The 20051-nt window shown below is 41.9% G+C and carries 16 protein-coding genes and 5 pseudogenes; 8 read left to right on the forward strand and 13 right to left on the reverse strand.

Going from position 1 to position 20051, the window contains the following annotated elements:
- The 8 genes and pseudogenes from L2W36_RS22935 to L2W36_RS22970 form a co-directional block, all read right to left on the reverse strand.
- Positions 1 to 549: Ig-like domain-containing protein (locus L2W36_RS22935; protein ID WP_236111673.1), on the reverse strand; the 549-nt coding region annotated here is incomplete at its 3' end.
- 424 nt (positions 550 to 973) lie between these two features.
- Positions 974 to 1736 (reverse strand): annotated as a pseudogene (locus L2W36_RS22940) (IS91 family transposase); the annotation flags it as partial.
- Positions 1737 to 2282: 546 nt separating this feature from the next.
- Positions 2283 to 2850, reverse strand: a pseudogene (locus L2W36_RS22945) (IS6 family transposase).
- A gap of 85 nt (positions 2851 to 2935) precedes the next feature.
- Complete coding sequence (locus L2W36_RS22950) at positions 2936 to 3280, reverse strand: hypothetical protein (protein WP_236111674.1); 345 nt, start codon at positions 3278 to 3280, stop codon at positions 2936 to 2938.
- Positions 3281 to 3336: 56 nt separating this feature from the next.
- Positions 3337 to 3525 carry an EscE/YscE/SsaE family type III secretion system needle protein co-chaperone gene (locus L2W36_RS22955; protein ID WP_236111675.1) on the reverse strand — a complete coding sequence of 63 codons (189 nt, stop codon included), beginning with the start codon at positions 3523 to 3525 and terminating at the stop codon, positions 3337 to 3339.
- 8 nt (positions 3526 to 3533) lie between these two features.
- Positions 3534 to 4739 carry a type III secretion system inner membrane ring subunit SctD gene (gene sctD / locus L2W36_RS22960; protein ID WP_236111676.1) on the reverse strand — a complete coding sequence of 402 codons (1206 nt, stop codon included), beginning with the start codon at positions 4737 to 4739 and terminating at the stop codon, positions 3534 to 3536.
- Between the two features lie 12 nt (positions 4740 to 4751).
- Positions 4752 to 6206, reverse strand: a complete 1455-nt coding sequence (locus L2W36_RS22965) for an EscC/YscC/HrcC family type III secretion system outer membrane ring protein (protein WP_236111677.1) — start codon at positions 6204 to 6206, stop codon at positions 4752 to 4754.
- A complete protein-coding gene (locus L2W36_RS22970; protein ID WP_236111678.1) occupies positions 6203 to 6592 on the reverse strand; it encodes a hypothetical protein in 390 nt (129 codons plus the stop codon). The genes L2W36_RS22965 and L2W36_RS22970 overlap by 4 nt, the downstream gene beginning before the upstream one ends.
- 289 nt (positions 6593 to 6881) lie before the next feature.
- Between L2W36_RS22970 and L2W36_RS27385 the strand changes: the two genes are divergently transcribed.
- From L2W36_RS27385 to L2W36_RS23005, 8 genes and pseudogenes are all read left to right on the forward strand, one after another.
- The gene (locus tag L2W36_RS27385) at positions 6882 to 7016 is read left to right on the forward strand and encodes a hypothetical protein (RefSeq protein WP_268980824.1); all 135 of its coding nucleotides are present in this window, start codon (positions 6882 to 6884) and stop codon (positions 7014 to 7016) included.
- 527 nt (positions 7017 to 7543) lie between these two features.
- Entirely contained in the window at positions 7544 to 7741 is a 198-nt protein-coding gene (locus L2W36_RS22975) for a HAMP domain-containing protein (protein ID WP_236111679.1), read from the forward strand.
- A gap of 108 nt (positions 7742 to 7849) precedes the next feature.
- The gene (locus L2W36_RS22980) at positions 7850 to 8062 is read left to right on the forward strand and encodes a histidine kinase dimerization/phospho-acceptor domain-containing protein (RefSeq protein WP_236111680.1); all 213 of its coding nucleotides are present in this window, start codon (positions 7850 to 7852) and stop codon (positions 8060 to 8062) included.
- Entirely contained in the window at positions 8034 to 8240 is a 207-nt protein-coding gene (locus L2W36_RS22985) for an ATP-binding protein (protein WP_236111681.1), read from the forward strand. Before L2W36_RS22980 ends, L2W36_RS22985 begins: the two co-directional genes overlap by 29 nt.
- Positions 8241 to 9227: 987 nt before the next feature.
- Positions 9228 to 9875: a two component system response regulator gene (locus tag L2W36_RS22990; protein WP_236111682.1), complete on the forward strand. Its 648-nt coding sequence runs from the start codon at positions 9228 to 9230 to the stop codon at positions 9873 to 9875.
- A gap of 105 nt (positions 9876 to 9980) precedes the next feature.
- Positions 9981 to 10544: pseudogene (locus L2W36_RS22995) on the forward strand (IS6 family transposase).
- Positions 10545 to 10840: 296 nt separating this feature from the next.
- Positions 10841 to 11083, forward strand: a pseudogene (locus tag L2W36_RS23000) (hypothetical protein); the annotation flags it as partial.
- 834 nt (positions 11084 to 11917) lie between these two features.
- Positions 11918 to 14824 (forward strand): annotated as a pseudogene (locus L2W36_RS23005) (alpha/beta fold hydrolase); the annotation flags it as partial.
- A gap of 399 nt (positions 14825 to 15223) precedes the next feature.
- Here L2W36_RS23005 and L2W36_RS27565 read toward each other — a convergent pair.
- From L2W36_RS27565 to L2W36_RS23025, 5 genes are all read right to left on the reverse strand, one after another.
- The gene (locus L2W36_RS27565) at positions 15224 to 15715 is read right to left on the reverse strand and encodes a DUF723 domain-containing protein (protein WP_443088406.1); all 492 of its coding nucleotides are present in this window, start codon (positions 15713 to 15715) and stop codon (positions 15224 to 15226) included.
- Between the two features lie 294 nt (positions 15716 to 16009).
- Positions 16010 to 16906: a LysR family transcriptional regulator gene (locus L2W36_RS23010; protein ID WP_236111683.1), complete on the reverse strand. Its 897-nt coding sequence runs from the start codon at positions 16904 to 16906 to the stop codon at positions 16010 to 16012.
- The gene (locus L2W36_RS23015; RefSeq protein WP_236111684.1) at positions 16903 to 17796 is read right to left on the reverse strand and encodes a LysR family transcriptional regulator; all 894 of its coding nucleotides are present in this window, start codon (positions 17794 to 17796) and stop codon (positions 16903 to 16905) included. The genes L2W36_RS23010 and L2W36_RS23015 overlap by 4 nt, the downstream gene beginning before the upstream one ends.
- Positions 17797 to 17905: 109 nt before the next feature.
- A complete protein-coding gene (locus tag L2W36_RS23020; protein ID WP_236111685.1) occupies positions 17906 to 18964 on the reverse strand; it encodes a DUF418 domain-containing protein in 1059 nt (352 codons plus the stop codon).
- 57 nt (positions 18965 to 19021) lie between these two features.
- Positions 19022 to 19648 (reverse strand): efflux RND transporter permease subunit, encoded by a 627-nt coding sequence (locus tag L2W36_RS23025; protein ID WP_236111686.1) that lies wholly within the window; start codon positions 19646 to 19648, stop codon positions 19022 to 19024.
- Positions 19649 to 20051: the final 403 nt, after the last annotated feature.

Below are 20051 nucleotides of genomic sequence, written 5' to 3' on the forward strand. Positions count from 1 at the left end.
AACATCCACTTGCGAAGGTGTCACTTGAATGGATGAGATGGTCTCTGCCGAAACGGTCACATCCACCGTATTGCTAATCACGCCATCCTTCGAGGCCGTGAGTGTCGTGTTACCCACCTCAACCGCAGTCAATACACCAGTTGGTAACACGGTAGCCGTAGCCGTGTCGGTAGATCTCCATATCACTGAATCAGAAACGTTAATGGACGTCTCATCACTGAATATCGCTGTTGCCTTTAATTCCTTAGTCAGACCTTTTTGCGGAAAATTCACTGCTGAAGGCTCCACTTGAATAGATGTGATGACCGCCGATGAGACATTCACATCCACCGGGTTACTGGTGACGCCGTCCTTCGTGGCAGTCACTGTGGTATGACCCTCGTTAGTCGCAATGAATACGCCAGGCTCATCAAAGCGTCCTGCATCAGAATTGCTTGTGTGCCAATTACTCACGTTTAAATCCGACAACGTGCGAGATGAGCCATCAGAGTAGTGACCAATCGCTTCAAAGGGCTGTTTATTACCTTTCGCAAGCGTCAGTTCACTCACGCCTCTCGTCGTTATTGGCGATGCGACGATATCGATACGTTCTAATTTTACATGTGATTCAGGAGAGGAGGTTCCTTTTGAATTACAACCGGACAATAGTATCAATAGTGAGGATGTCACTATTAAAAACAGGGGTTTAAAGAATTTTTTCATCATAATATAATTTACTTGTAAAGTTTGAAGTCAGGGACGGTGCTCTCAATTCGACTTTGGTGAATGTAAAATCGCCTGTTTCCCATTGCTAAGCACCTTCTTATTACCAAATAAAAGCTGAGAGGCTTCTGCCGACGCTAATGCCAGAGCACTACACACAAGAGCGCTAACGAACTAATAAGAGATATTTTTTCATGAAAGTAACATTCAATATCGAATGTACTGATAACCATACCACTAGAAAAATCCATCAAAAAGATAGTACCTATCTCTCTTTGGCGAAATGAATATTCCAGTGGCGTTGATATTGACGCAAAAAAAGACGTTCCATGATTAAAATCCTGAATGTGATTAGTGGTCGATGTGGGTAGGTTGAGGTTGTCGTATATTTGTCTGAGAATCCTAATGAGAGTGCGCCGCCAATGATACTCGACATGCTTCTTTTTAAAGTAGATAGGTTTCCAGGTGTTGTGTTTATCTAACCCTCCACGGGTGACCGATAAACGGATGTGTGGATGCCAGTTAAGAGCTCGACCATAAGTATTAAGGGCGCCGAATATCCCCACTTCAAGACTATGCTTTTTTGCTCACTTCAGCAGCGTGTCTGCAGCAAGAGAGAACAAATCATTGAGTAACGTTGGATTGGCTTCGAAGATGGGCCAAAGCTCGCTCGGCATGGTGAATGTGATGTGCTGATGTTCACTATCGGGCATGACATCAAGCAGAGTGCTTATCCATTGTTCGGTGGATTGGGTACCACAAGACCTGCAAGCCTTTGTCTTTCAGTTTTGACAAATGACCTTAGTATGCGGACAGTCTGGTGTTCCACAGTCGTAGTGTTTGGCTCCCATCATGTTAGTCCCGCACGATAACATTCGCTCAACGCACGTTATCTGCCAGAGACTAAAAGTCTGAGCGTGTTTCCAAAGCACCTTTTTCCAAGCATTGTCTTTTTCAAATAGGAGCTTCGTAGCGCGGGGAACAAATTCTTTGAGTGTGCGGTGGCGACGTCTACGGCCTGAGTATTGAACCACGTAAAAATCAAGAGGAGGGGAACGTAAAGATAGGACAATGCAATCCAAATCATTGGAATATCAATGAATTAACAGCGTCCTAGCTTGATGCATAGCATCGCTATCTTAATGATTAAGATTGAATTTCTTAACCATGAATTTAGCCATATCGATGGTTGTAAGGCTCTATTAGGAGAAACGAACCCCGGTCACACATTAATGCTTACATTTACAACAGAAAATTGGAATCAATCATTTACAGTACGTTGATCAACAAAATGTCCCATATAACTGAAGTTCATTGAATTGGATGTTATAGACAAAAGACTGAGTGAAGATATTGGATTTTGAATACAGCCAAAGATAAGAAAAGCGACCACAGCAAATAACCTAATTGGGTTTTGTCGCAAATATAGTTAGAGACGTGGTAGACCTGTCCTCCAGATGCGACTATTCTGCTAGCGCGTAAAATTGCTCAAAGACAGTGTCACCTTCAATTTCTATTTGGTCACGTTTCAGCATCGTCCATAATTCTTTACCATGGACTCTAGCTTTCGCTCCCTCCAATTACCTCCATCCGAGAGCTTGACGGTTTTTTTGTTTTATCCTTCGATGACTTTGCTCCACAATATTGTTCAGATATGTGACATCCAATATTTCAATCAGTGACAGTATAAAAGAAGCCCGTTAACCCAAGTTGCGCATTCATTGAATCGATGGCTGCGTAGTTGCTTTTACTGCCGTCGATTACCACCTTCTCGGAGAGACCATGTTGGGCTATCGCCTTATTTAGAAAGGCTTTCGTGGCTACCTCATCCCGATTGTAATTGAGATAGCAATCAATGACGCCGCAAAATTTATCGACAGCTCGATAGTAGTAGAGCAATTCTCCTTTCACCTTGATATAGGTCTCGTCCATACGCCATAAGCTAGATGCTGTTTTTTTTCGACGCCTTGCCTTGTGCTCTAGGATTGGTGAAAAGTTAAGAGCCTAACGGTTAATCGTTGAGTGATCTACGGTTACTCCACGTTCCTTCCGAATCACTTCAATTTAACGATAACTGAGTTTGTAAGCTAGGTAGTAGCGAACGGTTTCAAGCATAACTTCGGAGGGAAAGTGACAGCCTTGATACATCAAGATTCTGAGTGGCAACTGGAAGCTGACTAAATCTTAACCGACGATGCGATATTTTGCGATAGAACCGACGAACCTTAGAGAGTTACATATATTTCTTTAACACTCGCTTTCTGGGCTTTAGGGATGATTCTGGCTTCTGAGCTTCGGAATCTCCCATGGTTTTGAACCCTTCCTCCAAGCTTTTAAAGTTGTTCTCAAGCTGAGTCACTTTTGATATGATTCCCTGCTGAGAGTTTTGAAGCCCCTCGGGAAATGCCTGATTCAGCTTTTCTAATTTTCTACGCGCTTCTGGATCATGCGCAGATCTTTCGACCAGAACCTGAATTTCACTCTGCAGTTGTTCGAATTCCTTCATTTGCTCAGCTAGCATACTGCGACGGTTGTTGAGGTCATCCATTACGGATTTAATGTCGTTGAATGTATCCATAATTTTCTCCAGTTTTCAAAGTGGTACGGTAGACTTCGGTTTATGTATAGTGATTGTTACTGATATCGCTTAGCCAAAATACTGATCACGTCTTGAGCTGCGTAAATGGCATGGTAGAGACTTTCCGCAGTCTGTTTTGATCCTTTATTCAACTCAGTTCGAGCGGCTTCTAACTGAGAAATCAATTCATCTTTGCTTTCAGGGGTTTCCTTAAGCATGGATTCCAGTTGTGTAATTCGAGCCATAACGCCTCCTATAAAATGAATGGTATGTGTATAAGCTCACCATCTCGATCGAGGTCCAGCCCTTTCAAATCAATGTAACTTACCACATAACCGCTATCGAGTTTGCTGTTCAATTTAAGTCGAGTTCCGTTGCTAAGCTCGACAAATGGGTGACTGCTGTTACCTCCAAAACTGACGATTTGCCCAGACAGATAACGGGACAAATTATCCCTTACTGGAATGTTCTCAAATCGGACATCAATGCTTTGGCCTGTGCTTGCCACCAACTCATTACTCACCTGACGAATCCGACTGCGGACATCATCTTGAAACTGCCCCGTCACCATTATGCTGTCTTGACGCCGTTCCACCATCAGGCCTTGAAGTAGCCCTTTGTCTCTAAGTGCTTCAATGAATTTATGCACATAGCCCCCAATATCGTTTGCCACTTGCCAGTGTTTAAGCCCCTGAACTTGTTCTAATTCTCGAGTTACTTTATCCCACTTTTCACCAGATTGAATTGCACCTGAAATTCTTACTTCACCCATTCTTCGCGATGGAAGAACGTTGATGTTCTGATAACCATTTGCGCTCAATACCGAGTCAACATTGCTGATCAATGTATCGGTACAAACTGCTGTGTTAGTGAAACGTATCGAATGTAGTCTCAACCCTTCTTTTAACTTGGTTATGGCTGTTGAGTTGTCGCAGTAACCTGTTAGTGCCACTACTCCATCAGAGCTCCAGTTTCCTTCAACCTGATGTAATGCCGGGACATTGAGTTGATGTTGTAACCATAATTGCGCGTCGAACACGCGTTGTGTTTTAGCCGGTAACATCAAGGTAAATACCATTAGAACAATGCTAATCAGCGTCATAGCCAGCAACACCATCTTTCTCCATCTGCTTTGGCTGGTTTTCACATGCGCCGGTAACTTTTGCCACTCTAATGCTTGTTCTGTCTTTCCTAGAACTAGGCCAACACCACAAATTTCTAGCGGCTCTCCCATTGGTAACGCTTCTTCGATATTTGCCAGAGAACCATTAGCCCAGACTTTAACTGTATCCCTGACAAACACGCCTTTTTCATCAACCCTGATATTCAATAACTCACGCCCAGCAAGTGGCACCATGATGTCACCGCTAGACCCCATTGAGAGATCGCCCTGAGGTAATCTCAGTTCTCTACCTTGCATTGGGCCTGTGAGCCATAAGAGTTTGGTACCATTTTCCATAGCCACTCCCACTTATTGATTGATGGGTTCTGCCTTAATTAGGAACAGACGCATGACGCTTTGTATGCTGTGGTCTGTACTACGGAAAAGTCCTCCTAGTAGTGGGATATCACCCAATAATGGAATTTTGTTTTCTACGGTATGGTCTTTGTCCTGAACGAAACCGCCCAACAATAGACTCTCACCGGTTTTTAGTGTGGCTTGTGTTGCAATCTCTGAGTTCTCAACCTGAGGTAATGGATCTTTGCTACTCACGGGCTTTGCTTGTTGGCCATCTTGAATATTTAGTGACAGCATCACTTTTTTATGGTTTTTCTCATTGACCAGTCTTGGTGTCACTCTTAAAAGCGAACCTGTAGTTACGGATTCCAACTTAGCTACCTTCTCTCCTTCAATCTTGGTATAGAAAGTTACGTTTTTATCCAACACTGCTTGAACGTTGTTGAGTGTCACAACAGAAGGTCTTGATAACACTTTTGCTTTTGAGTTCTGCTCTAGTGCATTGAGTCGAACCATGAAGTTATCGGTGTTGCCAATCACAGTCGAAAAATTATCACTGCTCAAGCTACCTTGGTTGAAGGTGACACTCCCTCCGCCAAATTTCGCGGCAGCAGACCAATCGATACCGAGTTGGTTAAAGTCCAAAGTGTCGACATCAATAATGGTGACCGAAACTTCAATCATGGTTAGCGTGATATCCAGCTGTTTTATCAACGAAGCATACATCGCCATATCCATCTTGTTGGTTCTAATGATCACTGCGTTTTGGCGTGAGTCTGCGGAAAAACTGGTCGTGCCTTGATTAGTGGCGCCAGGCCCCTCACCTTGCTCCATTTGTTTAAGAACGGAGACCACACCCGGTACTGTAACGTCTTGGCTCCGGTAGCTATACACGGTGTCTGTTGCAGAAGCGTATTTCAGTGGGAAGATTTTGACCGACTTCTGTGATTCCGCATGTTGCTTAGAATCGCTATCCAGTTGTTGAATATACTTACTCACTGTGTTTACACATGCAGGAACTCCATTGATTTGGATGGCGTGTAAGCCTGAAATCGGCATCACTTCACACGCTACTTTATCAATGAAACCCGCTTTCGCGATGTAGTGAGTAGCTTCCTGATTCGAGAGTGAAGACAGAGAAATCACCTCGTTGGTGACTTCTCTCGCCTTGTTAACATGTAATAAATCCCCGTCATAGTACCAAACTAAGCCGTACTGCTGCGCAAGCATAGTGAAGATCTGTTTTGGTGTCTGACCATCAATTTGACCACTGAAGGACTCGCTAATCTGGCTGCTGACTTCCATCGGGATTCCATAGTTCTTACCCACTTCTTCAATCACTGACTTCAAAGGCGTTCCACGGCTATAGAACATAAACGGTTCCCCATGCCATTGAACCGCTGATATCGGCGCAGCATGAGCAAAGTTGATCGTAAAAAGAAGTAACCAGCATAGTAATTTCTTCATAGTTTGATCCTCCAAATGCGAGGTTTGCTGGCCGGAACAGGCTCCAACAGTTCTTGCTCCAGATACCTGGACAGTGCCATTTGCATTTTTATAGAGGAAATAAGTGTTTCGTCGTCAAGGTTATTTGGGTAGCAGCGCCACAATATCCACTCATCATCACGATTTTCTAGGCTGCAATCCCAGCCTTCTTCACATACAGCGAGCACAAGAGACGCTTGCGTTGACCAAAGATGGTTTTGTGGTGACTCAATCTGCATACCGATCGTCAGGTAATGCTCTGACTGTAGCCATCGAAGTCTTCTGCTTGCGCATTGGCCTTGCCAGTGGCTCTCATCTGATGAGATATGTGTATCCACATATCCCATCGCAATTAAACGTTCGATCATTGAGAACCTCTTTCTCTGATTTCAAAATCAGTATATATCGGGAGTTTTTTTGTTCGGTATCAGGTGAACACCTTAATCTCATCTAAGGGGAAACGTTTTATTATCTTCATCAAGGAAAAAGGTGGATCCTACATTATGCTTAACTGGTTGCCAAACACACCATTGCTTGTATATCGGTGTTTGCCGGTTTATCGGTACTGATTTCATATAAATGCATGACAGCACCTACAACGGAACCTTAAAGCAAACGCTGAAGAGTTATGACCAAATCAGTGAGATTCGAGCGTAGATGAATCGTAGCCTTTTTGCTCAATCGAAGGATGATACCGAGCTATTTGAGCAGTTCCAAAGCATGGAAGTGGACTCTAACGCACAGTTGGTTGCCCATCAGTTCAATATCGGTGATACCAACTTACCTATATAGCGTAAGCAACTTTGGGCGCTACAAATCTTGGGCATCGCTGGCCAGCAGCGTTATGTAGCTAGCTTCATTATTGAGCCGGACAGGTAAGTCTCTATTTACGCTGCTCCCGAAATTGAACGTTCTCACCTAGATCAACGAGTCAATGAGATCACCGACTTTTCTCAACTTGATACGGAAGACGGCTTTCGTTAGAGTGAACCCAAATACGATGTCAGTAGAAACAGCGTCTACATTTTCCTTAGTTACACCTTAAGCCCGAAAGATAAGATAGCGCGTCAGGTTGGCTTCGCCATTGACATTAAAGATGTCGTCACTGTCTCTAATGTTAATTCCAAAGGCGACCAAAATGTCGGAGAGTTTTTTGAAATCGACAATTATTATGTTGTAAGTAAGTTCATCGATGGTCCTGATTGGTTGCAGATTTCCATGGTTCCCAAATCACGAGTTGAAAAGATGGCTTACACGCCGTTCTACAACGAGTTTAAGTGGTCTCTGGTCTCTTTTGCTGTAATGATTTTGGTCATGTTGTGGATCTGTGGAAATCACTCGCCCAAACCATCCGTAAATTTGTTTGCATCATTAAAAGTGACCGTCAGCCAACGTTTTCTAAGCACCTACCAGAATCTGGGAAAGATGAACTTGGTGACATCGCTCGTGCTTATAACATGTTGCTTGATACGATTAAATCCAACTATGACGCGCTGAAGCCTAAAGTAGAACAATGAGCAGTTGAACTTGCTCATGCAAAACAACTGGCTGAAAAGGCGAATGCTCGAAAAAACGAGCATCTGACCAACATCAGCCATGAACTGCGTACGCCTTTGAATGGCATCATGAGTTTGCTTGAGTTACTGCGCAATACTCAAATGAATGAGCAACAAGATGACTTAAGAAATACGGTTTACACATGTGCTCAATCCCCGCTGAGCATCATCAGCAACCTGCTCAATTTTTCCAGAATTGAAGCAGATCAGGTCGAATTTAATCTCGCCAGTAATCTCCTTCTCAAAGTGCTCGATGAAGCGAAGTTCACAAAGCAAGGCTGATAATAAAGACGACATGTTATATATCACTGTTGAAGATACAGGGCCAGGTATTGCAGCTAATAAACTGGATGAAGTTTTCGAACCATTCAGACAATCTTCCCAGCATCAGTTTGGCACCGGACAGGGGTTACCTATCTCTCGCAAACTTGCCAGTATCATGGGGGTAGTTTGTCTTTGAAAGGTGAGCTTGGTGCCGGTTCAACATTTATCTTCGCTATGCCTATTTCCAACTATAGGCATAGGTATCATTTGTTTTTCCTCATCGTAACTCTTTAGCGTAAATACCTAAGTCATAGGGTGTTGTTGCATCGCTCCAGCCTCAGGTTTTTTGATAGATCTTAGGCGCAACGATAACTTTGAGGCATCCCCATCGCTTTAAAGCGGTTCAAGGCGCCGCGAGCAGTCATCATTTCCATCTTTTGATTGTTAAAACTTCGGCTGTGGAGTTGAGTTAGTTAACAAATGTTCGTTTATATCGCTGCATTGCCAATTCTTCATGAGCCCGTTGTCCATAACCATGCTTCTTTTGTCAGGCCATTTGATCTTTCACAGCAATTTCTAGCGTCGCTTTACTTCATACTCGATAGTCTCGTTGTTCATCGTAGAGCGAAATATCCTTTGTTGGAATGATAATGTTAGCATCCGGAATGTGGTGGCGCTTTGAATCGTTAAACTTATTTGGCATGGATAAGTGAGCATCGAGACTACTAAAACTTCATTATATCAGTAGAAGCCTCGTGGTTTTGCATCGCTCAAAATATGAGCAATGCAACGACACCGTAACAGAGTCCAAGTAGATGGGTAAAAAAGGCAGGAGAAAAATCAAATATACAGCAATAGGCAAAGAAAGATAGTTTCTATCTAGAAAGATTTAACTTACAACAGTAGACTACTGTAAGATACAGCGAATTGACTGAATTTATAATTGAAATAATGACGCTAAAATTATTAGAACCATGTGGGAGGAAACATTATCTTTGGCATAAAGCGAATGTAACAGCGTCGAGATTTATTATACTTACTGCTACTTTCGGTATCATTTTTTAAGGGTAATGAGATTAGGCCTGTCTATATTATGCATGCTGTTAGGAACAATAAAATTATTTTCCTTTTTCTTCTTGTTAGGTGTAATTTTTGATGAACCAGGGCATCTTTAACGAGAATTATGATGACATTTGACGAGTATTCACATTTAAAAATCTTGGTCGTGGATGATCATGACCTTATATTCGACGGTTTAAAGGGCTGCCTTTCGCCATATCCAAATTTCGAGTTAGTAGGGTTCGTGACTGATGGGCTAAGGGTATACCAGGAGTGTCTTAAGCTCAAACCCGATATGGTCTTCATGGACCTTAATCTACCCGGTATGTCCGGTGTCGAAGCAATTCGACAGTTACGTAAACGTTGGCCGGATATGATGATCATCGTATTGACGGCCTCAGAAGAAGAGCGCAAAGCACGTGAAGCGTTAGATGCCGGTTCAAACGGTTATGTATTGAAAAATAGTTCTAGGAGTACATTGTTCGCTGCAATAAAGAGTGTGACACGAGGCAAGAGTTTTCTCGACCCAGCTTTGGACGCCAAACATATTGAGGCTTTGAGTGGTATTGAAGTGGGAGGTATCCCAGCTTTAACACCGCGGGAAAAACAGGTAATTAAATTGATCTTTGAAGGAAAACGTAATCGAGATATTGCTGAAGCCCTATTGATTGGTCTGAAAACCGTAGAAACCCATCGAATGAACATCATGCGTAAGCTAGACGCCCACAATGTTACCGATTTAATAAAATGGGCTCATAGGATGGGTATATAATCTAAATACAGTTTAACGGGTTTTGTTGTAAACTTTGGTTCTGTCGCAAAATTTCGCATCATCGGTTAAGATCCAGCTAGTTTCCATTTGCCACTCAGAATCTTGATGTTTAAAGGCTGTTACTTTCCCTCCGAAGTTATGCTTGAAACCGTTCGCTATTACCTAGCTTACAAACTGAGTTATCGTGACATTAAGGAGATTCAGAAGGAGCGTGGAGTAACCGTGGTTCATGCAACGATTCCCCGTTGAGCTCTTAACTTTTCACCAATCCTAGAGCACAAAGCAAGGCGTCAAAAAAAACCATGATCTAGCTCATGGAGTATAGACGAGACCTATATCAAAGTGAAAGGAGAATGGCTCTACTATCGAGCTGTCGGTTAATTTGGCGGCGTCATTGATTACAATCTCAGTTACAATCGGGATGAGGTAGCCACGAAAGCCTTTCTAAACAAGGCCATGGCCCTACATGGTCTCCCCGACAAGGTGGTGATTGACGGCAGTAAAAGTTAATACGCAGCCATCGATGCAATGGATGCCCAACTTTGGTTAACTGGCTTCTTTATGCTGTCACTGATTGAGATATTGGATGTCACATATCTGAACAATATCGTGGAGCAAAGTCATCGCAGGGTAAAACGGAAAACCCGTCACGCTCTCGGATGGAGATAATTGGAGGGAGCGAAAGCTAGCCTCCATAGTAAAGAATTGTGGCTGATGCTGAAACGCGACCAAATAGAAATTGAAGGTGACACAGCCTTTGAGCGATTTTACGCACTAGCAGAATAGTCGTATCTGGAGGACGGGTCTGCCACGCCTCTAATTATATTTGCGACAAAACCAAATCTTTTTTTGGTTATTGCATCTTTAGATCTTTTTCTTAAGGCTATATTACGTCCTCGTGATATGCCACTTATTTTAGTAATATAATTATAACAAGGTTATGTATGTCTCTAAATATTAATGGAATGTTCAACAGAATCATTAGTGATGGAAGAATCGATCACGTAAAAAACGCTAACTCAAAGGAAGATGCCATTAAAATGGGAGTTTGGGATAAAATAAAAGATTGGTTTTGTCGTACCCATAAAGCGGAAGCCCTAAGCGCACTTTACGAGATAACGCATAATCAGGGAATAAACGGCGTTGACTCAGCAGTGAATAAGATGGAATCATTCTATAAGCTTAGTAAAATGAGTGGCGATGCTTTCAGAAATAGATTTTATGCTGAAGTCATAAATAATATTGATGGAGACAATGCATTCACATTTCGTTATGGCATAGATGGTATATTGGATCGACAATGCGTAGATTATGGCAACCTTAGAGAAGATTTCGAATCTATTCATCACAGAGAACTCACCAATCTATCCAAGTTCTTGAAGAGTGAAGATGTAAAAATTTATGGAATCGTTGGAGCATTAAATAATGTATCTTACGATAGTACAATCAACGAGTTTACTGGTGTCAGGGCGCAAGCGCAAGATTATATATGCAAAGATTTATTGACCCTTGAAGCTAAGAGTCGCATGAATGATATTCCGCAAGTAGCTCAGAAGTGGTTATCCTTACAGATGAAAGCCTTTGATTTATCTGCTAAGCTTGAAAGTTTAGATGGGCTAGGTATGACTGTTATTGACAAAGATGATGTGTGGCTCATTGATGCTCATCGTTCAGTAACTACTGTTTTAAATAAAATTAACAATTACCTTGCTGACTGGTTCGAGATAGATGAGCATATATTTCTAGCTGAGAGTAATAAGATACATCTTGAGAACGACTCCAAAATACCATCACGAGAGTTCATTCTTAATAATTACGATGTTGGAGGCATGAATGATGTAAAACTTCTGCGGGCTCAATTCGCCAATGAAGCATGGAAAAAAGGTAATCCAGAGTTCACTCTTAATAATAATGGCGAAGCTAAGCAGCTAGTTAATGACAAGATGGCTGCGACGAAGCAGTCGCAGTCTGACAATAACAGCAAAGTTAAAGAGTCCGTTACGAAGTCTGAAGCGGCTGTCGAAAAAAGTGAGCAAAACCGAGCAAGCGTAGGTGTCAAACTGCGTTTTAATGCATTGAGCAGCGTACAACAAGCTGAACTATTGGCAGACAACCCTGATGGTAACAGATCTGACACGCTAGTTGAACTAAGCGCAATCGACAGCATGTTGCGTGAATCGCTGCCATTCTATTCACTTCGTACCGAGCGTAATCTCTTGGTGCAAAAAGGCGATAAAGGTTTAGAAGTCCGCTTATGGCCGGGTACCGATGATAAAAGCAAAACCATCTTTCTCGATACCCCTCAACAAAAAACCATTGAGCGCTTTATTTTGGCAAATTTCGACGATTTCGAGCAGATGCCAGACGAGCTCTTCTTAATGGATAACAAGGTTCTCTCGCATCACGATGGCCGCACTCGAATTTTAGCTCAGAAAGAAGACGGTGTTTGGTCGTACAATACCAACACAGAGTTGATGTCGGTGACTGAGATATTTGATGCTGCTCATGTAAGCGGTAAGGTTCGTGGTGAAAGTTACCAAAAAGTGATCGACGCTCTGACTGAGTATCATGCGAGTACGGTTGAACACGCAGACTACGAACTAGAATCTGTGGAAAAACTGCTTAACCTACGCAAACAGATTGAAAGTTATGTACTCGGGCATCCAGATTCTGGTCGTTTGGAAGCGATGAACTTACTGTTAAATCAGGTGAATTCCCATCTGGAAGCAGTCTCTGTTCTAGCGTTCCCTGAGCAAAACACCAAAGCGCACGATAGCTTTAGCCGTCTATATGCTCTTCTTGATAATACCAACTTACAAGATAGTAGACATCTGTATCTGGATGAAAATGGCAATTTCGTCGCTAGGAGTAAAGGCAATCTTGCCAATATTGATCAGCTAGGCGGTAGCGATGCAGCACTCGAAAAAGTAAAAGCGGCAGTAAGTCATGAATATGATCAAGCCATTGCCGATACTATCTTTGCAGAGCTACCTGCAAACAATCTGGCAAAAGATGGTAATGGTATTGATATTGCTGGGTTAAACAAAGTACACCAAGCAATTGAACAGCACATGTCGCCAGTGAGCGCGACCATGTACATCTGGAAGCCGAGTGTTCACAGCGCGCTAGGTCACGCCGCATTGCAAATTTGCCAAGGGCGTATGCAAATCGACGCTCATGCCGTGGCTGACTTCAACAAACAAAATTACGTGAGTTGGTGGCCAATAGGTAGTAAGTCATCTAGTATCCGCAATCTCTTCAATGTCGCGACAGAATATCAGCAGGATCTCAAACTACGTTGGAGCGACTTCAGTCAACCGGCACATCAAAATAATACACTTGAGCATGATATAGCATCAGAAGAAAATGATGCCTTTGGCTTGAGCGATGGCGAAACTAAGCTGAAACGCTTTATCGAAGAACTCAACGCCGCGAAAGGTATTGATGCTGCGTACAAAGATGTTTCTGAAGTTTATGCAAGTGTGCTACTGGGCGATCCGGATATGCTTGTATCGACAGGCCTTCCTGCGCATGTTTTCCAGCCATTCGTCGACCAATGGAATGACACCAGCTACGACATGATGGACGTAGCAAACCGTTTTGCTCAAGAGCTACAAAAAGAAGCTCAGGCAAGTGGTGAACCAGTCCTTGTTGAAAAACGTATCGACAACGTGGTTCGCCTGTTTGCTGAAAGAGCTCTGGAAGAAATCGAAATCTTTAAGGCTAGCCAAGCGGATGATGGTCGAGTGTTTCGCATTAACTTAGAAGGGTTAGATGTGGCGGCGATGCAAGCTAAATGGAATCGTTTACGTAACGATCCGGATGCTCGCTATCAGTTGTTGAGCAAGAACTGCTCAAGTATAGTCGCAAAAGTGTTGAAAGCGGGTGGGGCTGACAAACTTATCGGCCATACATGGCGACCTAAGTTTGGAGTTTGGACACCGACAGAGCTTTTCAACTTTGGTCAGGCACTGCAGGAAGCTCGGCTTGAGATTGCCGCAAAGAAGCAAAGTCATCAAGTCAATGATGTTCTTGATGACGTGTCAGGCAGTGAGAAGCACAAATACAACGTGGTGATTGAAAATGATGGTACACCACCGCGCGATAAAGAATCTCTTAGCCCGCTGACTCGATTCCTCAACAATGAGTTATACGGTAAGAAAGACGCACGTCGTAAGATTGATGGCATCACCCAAACCCTACTTGACCATGCATTAGAAAAAGGTGAGTCGCAGAAAGTCACCCTAAAAGGGGAAGCAGGCCGTCTAACGGGTTATTACCATCAGGGAACGGCCTCAAGCGAAGGTGAAACGCGCACGGCAAGCGGCAAAGTTGTATTGTTCCTGCATGGTTCTGGTTCGTCTGCTGAAGAGCAAGCGAGTGCGATTCGCAGCCACTACCAAGAACAAGGTATCGACATGCTCACAGTCAACCTACGTGGCTATGGTGAAAGCGATGGTAGACCAAGCGAAAAAGGCTTTTACCAAGACGCTCGTACCATGTTCAAGTACCTAGTGAATGATAAGGGTATTGACCCAGGCAACATCACCCTTCACGGCTACTCAATGGGCGCTCCAATTGCCGCAGATTTAGCTAGTTATGCAGCACAAAGTGGCCAAGCGGTGTCGGGCTTATTGCTTGATCGTCCTATGCCAAGCATGACCAAAGCCATCACCGCTCATGAAGTGGCGAACCCTGCTGGTATTGTGGGTTCGATTGCGAAAGTGGTTAACGGTCAATTCTCGGTGGAGAAGAACCTAAAAGGCTTGCCAAAAAAGACGCCAATTCTGCTACTCACAGACAATGAAGGTTTGGGTGAAGAAGGTGAGAAACTGCGTGCCAAACTGGCCATTTCTGGCTTCGAGGTGTCGGGTGAGCAAACCTTTTATGACCATGAAGCAGGCAATCGCCTGATGAGTCAGTATGCGAATCAAATTATTTCAGGCCTAATCAATGCAGAATAAGCAGCGGTAGGAGCAGGCGACCAGCAAAGATTTCCTAAATACCATGTAGAAGGATATAGTTGGCGACTTCAGTGAAGATATGAGCATTAAACAGTTGGTTAATCTCCTTGTTAAAGGTAACTGGGGTGCAGAGCAAAAAGGTGGAATTTGTCGCAAATATAGTTAGAAGCGTGGCAGCCCCATCCTCTAGATACAACTATGCTGCTAGCGCGTAAAATCGCGCAAAGGCTGTGTCACCTTCAATGTCTATTTGGTCACGTTTCAGCATCGTCCACAATTCTTTACCATGGAGGCTAGCTTTCGCTCCCTCCAATTAGCGACAGAACCATTAACCATTAACCATTAACCATTAAATCGTATATCACTCTCGATGACCTTTTATGATTAGCGTAGGTACTGTTTGGTGTAATCTCTAGCGCATTGGAGGCAACCAAACTTCGAGCTAATATGATTGTATGGAGTCGTCGTAAACTTTCCGTGTATTGGACAATAAATGCTGACGGGATACTTCATGCCTTTATAATCGACATCCTGGTAGCCAAATCTATCTCCAAATTTTTGCTCTGCGTGAGCAAGAAAGTATTCTTTCGTATGACGACTTTCATCCGAACAACGAGAGAAGGAGCATCGAGCACATCCGGTTTTAGAGCGTAGATGCCCGGACGGTGTTTGTTCAAACTGTCCGTGAACAGGGCACACGATAGTAACTGGCGTTCGGTTATTATAGTAATCGACATATTGGTAGTCGTATCGTCGATTAAACTTTTTGTTGGCTTGTTGAAGAAAGAACTCTTTGGTTGCTTTCCGGGTCGAATCTATATTGCTCACTCTTTTTTGTATTCTCATTTCGTCACTATCTAAATCTAAGATGTCCATTATGAGTACTCCATATCCATGTGCAGTAAAATCACCCTTCTCGACAAGTTTACTTTATATCTTGATGGTTAAGAAATTCAACCTTAACCATCAAGATATCAATCGAGGTAAACGGAGGACGGGTCAGCCACACCTCTAACTATGTTTGCGACAAAACCGTATTTCGATTCATCTAGCCCATAACCTTTTACTGAAGCTTGCACAGATAAACCATACGATAATCTGAGGATTCTATTCACATTGAGAGAATTCTTTTATTGTCAAGAGTCCTTCTCTTTGCAACATTTCTATTGATTATTTATTTAATGTATTAATGATCGTCTTTAAGATAGGGTTATTCTGCCTATCTCTGTTCCAAGCTAACGTCGATGATATGGTTTGTGGTAAAACCCCTTCAGCCAAAGACACCTTTATTAATAAATTGTTGCTTTCAAACAGATTGACTATATGTTCAGGCAATATCGCCCAACCAAAGCCGTGAGCCACTAATGTGGCAGCATCATAAACGGAATCAGCCTCCCAAATAGAAGACGAGATTTTAAGTAAGGGCTGCCTACCCTCATTTAAGTGAAGATGGCTGCAAGCAATAATTTGTCGGTGCTGCATTAATTCACTAACTGTCACATTCTTGTTTTTCATCAATGGATGGTTGTTGGAAGCAACGCAATAAACCGGAGTATTAGATAATGGTAATACTCCTATATTAGGTATATGGTCAAAGCTAACATGTCCTGATATCACTGCTGCGTCTAGAACGCCTTCATAAAGAAGTCTTAGTATTTTATCACCGCTCGGATTTGTCAGACGTAATTCTACATTAGGATACAACGTATTTATTTTATGTAAGAGCTGTTCTCCTTCAGGGAACTCGCTCATCATATCACTAGCAAAAGCGAAACTATTGTGTTCACCTAGAGAGATGTATTTTGCTTTCTTCGTAAAAAGCAACCTAGCTTCATGTAGAGCCTTCGCTTCAAAGTAAAGTTCGTGTCCTTTCTCAGTTAAAATAGGATAGCGACCTTGGCGGTCAAAAACCGGCTCTCCAAACCAATCTTCAAGCTCGAAGACTAAGTTACTTATATAAGACTGTGCTCTACCCAGTTTTCTAGCGGCTGCAGAAAACGACTTAGACTCTACTACCTCTACAAATGTCTCTATTGTTTGAATATTTAATGTATTTAGTGTATTCATACATATCTTACCGCATGTGGTTTAATAAACAGCTCTAGTATACCCTTTATGATAGGTCGATTCTGAGTTGTTTGGTTCAAAATTAATGAACAGTTATTATAGTTAGATACCAAGCCAATGGGGCTTTTCAACTTTACCATCTTTCTATTTGCGACAAAACCATCTGCAAAAGACACTGGAAGTATTCCCCATCCAAACCCTTTACTAATGAGAGTAGCTACATTCATTAAACTGTCAGCTCTCCATATGTCATTAGATATGTTATACATCAGTGATGACATATCATTACTTGTGTCCAGTAACAACTGCCGATGCGATCTAAGAACCTCAATGGTAATGTCATTTTCATTTGATAGAGCATGAAAGCTTGAAGCATAAAAACCTAATGGGACACATGGTAATGGAATTGAAAGAATTCTAGTGTCATATGAATCAAAACGAGAGACGATACCAACATCCACTGAGCTTTTAGAAACTAACTCTATGATCTTCGAAGAATGGCCACTTTTCAAGTTAAGCGCAGCGCCCTTCTGTTTGTGCAAGCAATCGGACAGAGAGTCGACTAAAAAAGAATGAGTGAGGCACTCTTCGACCATAATGCTGATGGTTTCCTTCATCTTAAGAGCTTTACTGGCATTGTTTAATATATGATCCTTTTGGCTAACAATTGAAACCGCTTGAGAATATACCCAATTACCTTCTTTGGTTAGTGTCGGATACTGTCCTTCTCTTTCAAACAATGCAAACCCCAGAGTCTCCTCAAGGGAAGAAATGATATTACTAATATATGACTGGGCATGTCCTAGTTTTCTACTCGCAGCTGAAAATGATTTATGGTCAACTGTCAATACGAATACATCTAACTGTTGTAAGAAATTTTTGGTTTTCATAGAGCTACCACTAAGAGAGAAAGCTGAATAACTTTTTATTTACGTGATGTTCAACTTATCAACAAACGTGCCACTAAATCGAGATGGATTCCATCTCCGAAAGGGATTCCTACTTTGGTCTTAAGTATCTGCTAAAGGACAACTTTACGAAAAAACGCATAAGCCATTCTATTGGGCCATATGTGTAATATTTACTCCACACATAAGCATAAACAGAAGATAAACTACAGAAAATTAATGAACAAAATAGAGCACTTAGCGTAGTTTGAGTTTGATTTCCAATCATTGCAAAGCTCTCTAATAATCCCATTCCTACATAGATATGAGTTAAATAAAGCGTTAAAGTCTGTCGTCCTGCGGGACAAAAGTACTTGAGATATCTAAACACTCTCGTTGATTGACATAACAGCAAACAAGAGCCAAGAATTAGACTAGAAAAGCTAATCCCCGTTAGTATGTAAAAAGGTACTGGGGGTATCGGTTCAGTAGAGAACAAATAAAGATTATATTCTTTAAAACAAGCGCTCAATATACTTGCAAGTAGAGAACCTAGCAAACCAAATATCACCAATTTAGCTTGTGTTCTTTTATGAGAAAGGACTAACCTGCTTAATATTATACCGAAGATAAAAAAGCTCATCCATGGAAAAACAGGATGCCACCCATTAAAAAACAGGTTGCGAACGAAACCACTACCAGTCCAAAAACCCACATATGTATAGTTATCCCAACTCCATCCCTTATCATAATCAAAAGTAAAAAACAAAACAAGAAACACAATATTGAATAAGATTATTGAAGTAACTAAGCTTCTCATTTTAAAATCAATAAAGAAAAATCCAATTAAAAAATACAGAGCGTAATAATGTAGTATGTCCGCATCAAAAACTAACATATTTAGAAGGCCAATTAAGAGTAAAAATGCGGACTTTTTTAATGTAGCATCGAGCGATGGCATTCTTTTACTACAGGCTATGCCAAACCCTAAGCCAGCTAAAACAACAAAAGTTGCAGCGGCTTTTCCTTCAACAGCAAATAAAAATAATTCTATTACACCTCCTTGTTCTTTTACTTCCATAGCTATTTTAAAATTAACAATAACCATGCCGAAAAATGCAATGAATCTTGCAAAATCCAATCCTTCCATTCTTTGACTTATATTATGCATACACAGGCCCTCAAAAATATAACTATGCGGTTGTACTAAATCATAAAAATCTTAACACTAAACTATATTAACTAAAAAATGTTCGATTGATTGATGCCCCATTAGGTAATTGTACATAAATGAAAAGAGCTTTCTTATCTTCAATAGACGAACCCTGTTTGGCAACGAAGTAAATAGGTATGCGGTTACGCCTAGCAGTACTAAGTAGATACAACCGACAAAAGTCGTTTTTCTTACCATACTAGAAAAAAAAGAAGTGTATTTACTAGTAACTTTATCTGAAGCAACATTAAACTTAACATATGCACCATTCTTCTTGTTTTTTGGAGTGCTTAGTAATAACGCGCGAAGAGTAGGGCTTAGCGTAAGAGCATTAACCGATGATATTAATATAGCTATACAGATAGCAATCGAAAATTGTGCATACATTTTACCAGTGATATCGGGCATGACCGCAGTTGAGACAAACACAGCCACTAATACAAGTGTGGTAGCGAGACTCGGACCAGCAACTACTTCAGCACTTGCTCCAGGACAGTTTGTAGTGACTAAAACTTGTGGAGGAAAAATATTTGGGAACTCCGCAACAGGTAGCATCGGTATCGAAAGTAACCCTGCTAATGTAAGTACTATGGAAATAACGAAAGCAAACTTAGGCCTGTGAATAAAAAACTTACTAATCATCTAGACCTGTACAATTCATCTTCATTAAAAGGTTGAGATTGTTCTAATTCGTACTCAACTTGTACACCTACCCGCACTTTTTGTAGGCCTTCGGTTATCACAAGCTCCCCTTTTGAAAGCCCTTCTTCTAGTTCCCAGTCTATGCCGTACCATTTCCCTAGCTTTACGTTCTTCCGCCTTACCAATTTGTTACCATCTACCGTTAACACATAACGCCCTTGCAAGTCCTCTTAAACAACTCTCTGAGGTATAAGCATGACTTGTTCAACACTTGGTGCTGCAATGATTGTTGTAACATTTAAACTAGGTACCACCCCCTGCTCTTTATTAGCAAATTCGGCCCTTACTTCTAAGGTTCCAGTAGTTGGATCAACTCGGTTGTCAATACTCTCTATTTCTCCAA

Origin of the sequence: Vibrio sp. McD22-P3, from assembly GCF_021568915.1 — a bacterium.
GTDB lineage: Bacteria > Pseudomonadota > Gammaproteobacteria > Enterobacterales > Vibrionaceae > Vibrio > Vibrio mediterranei.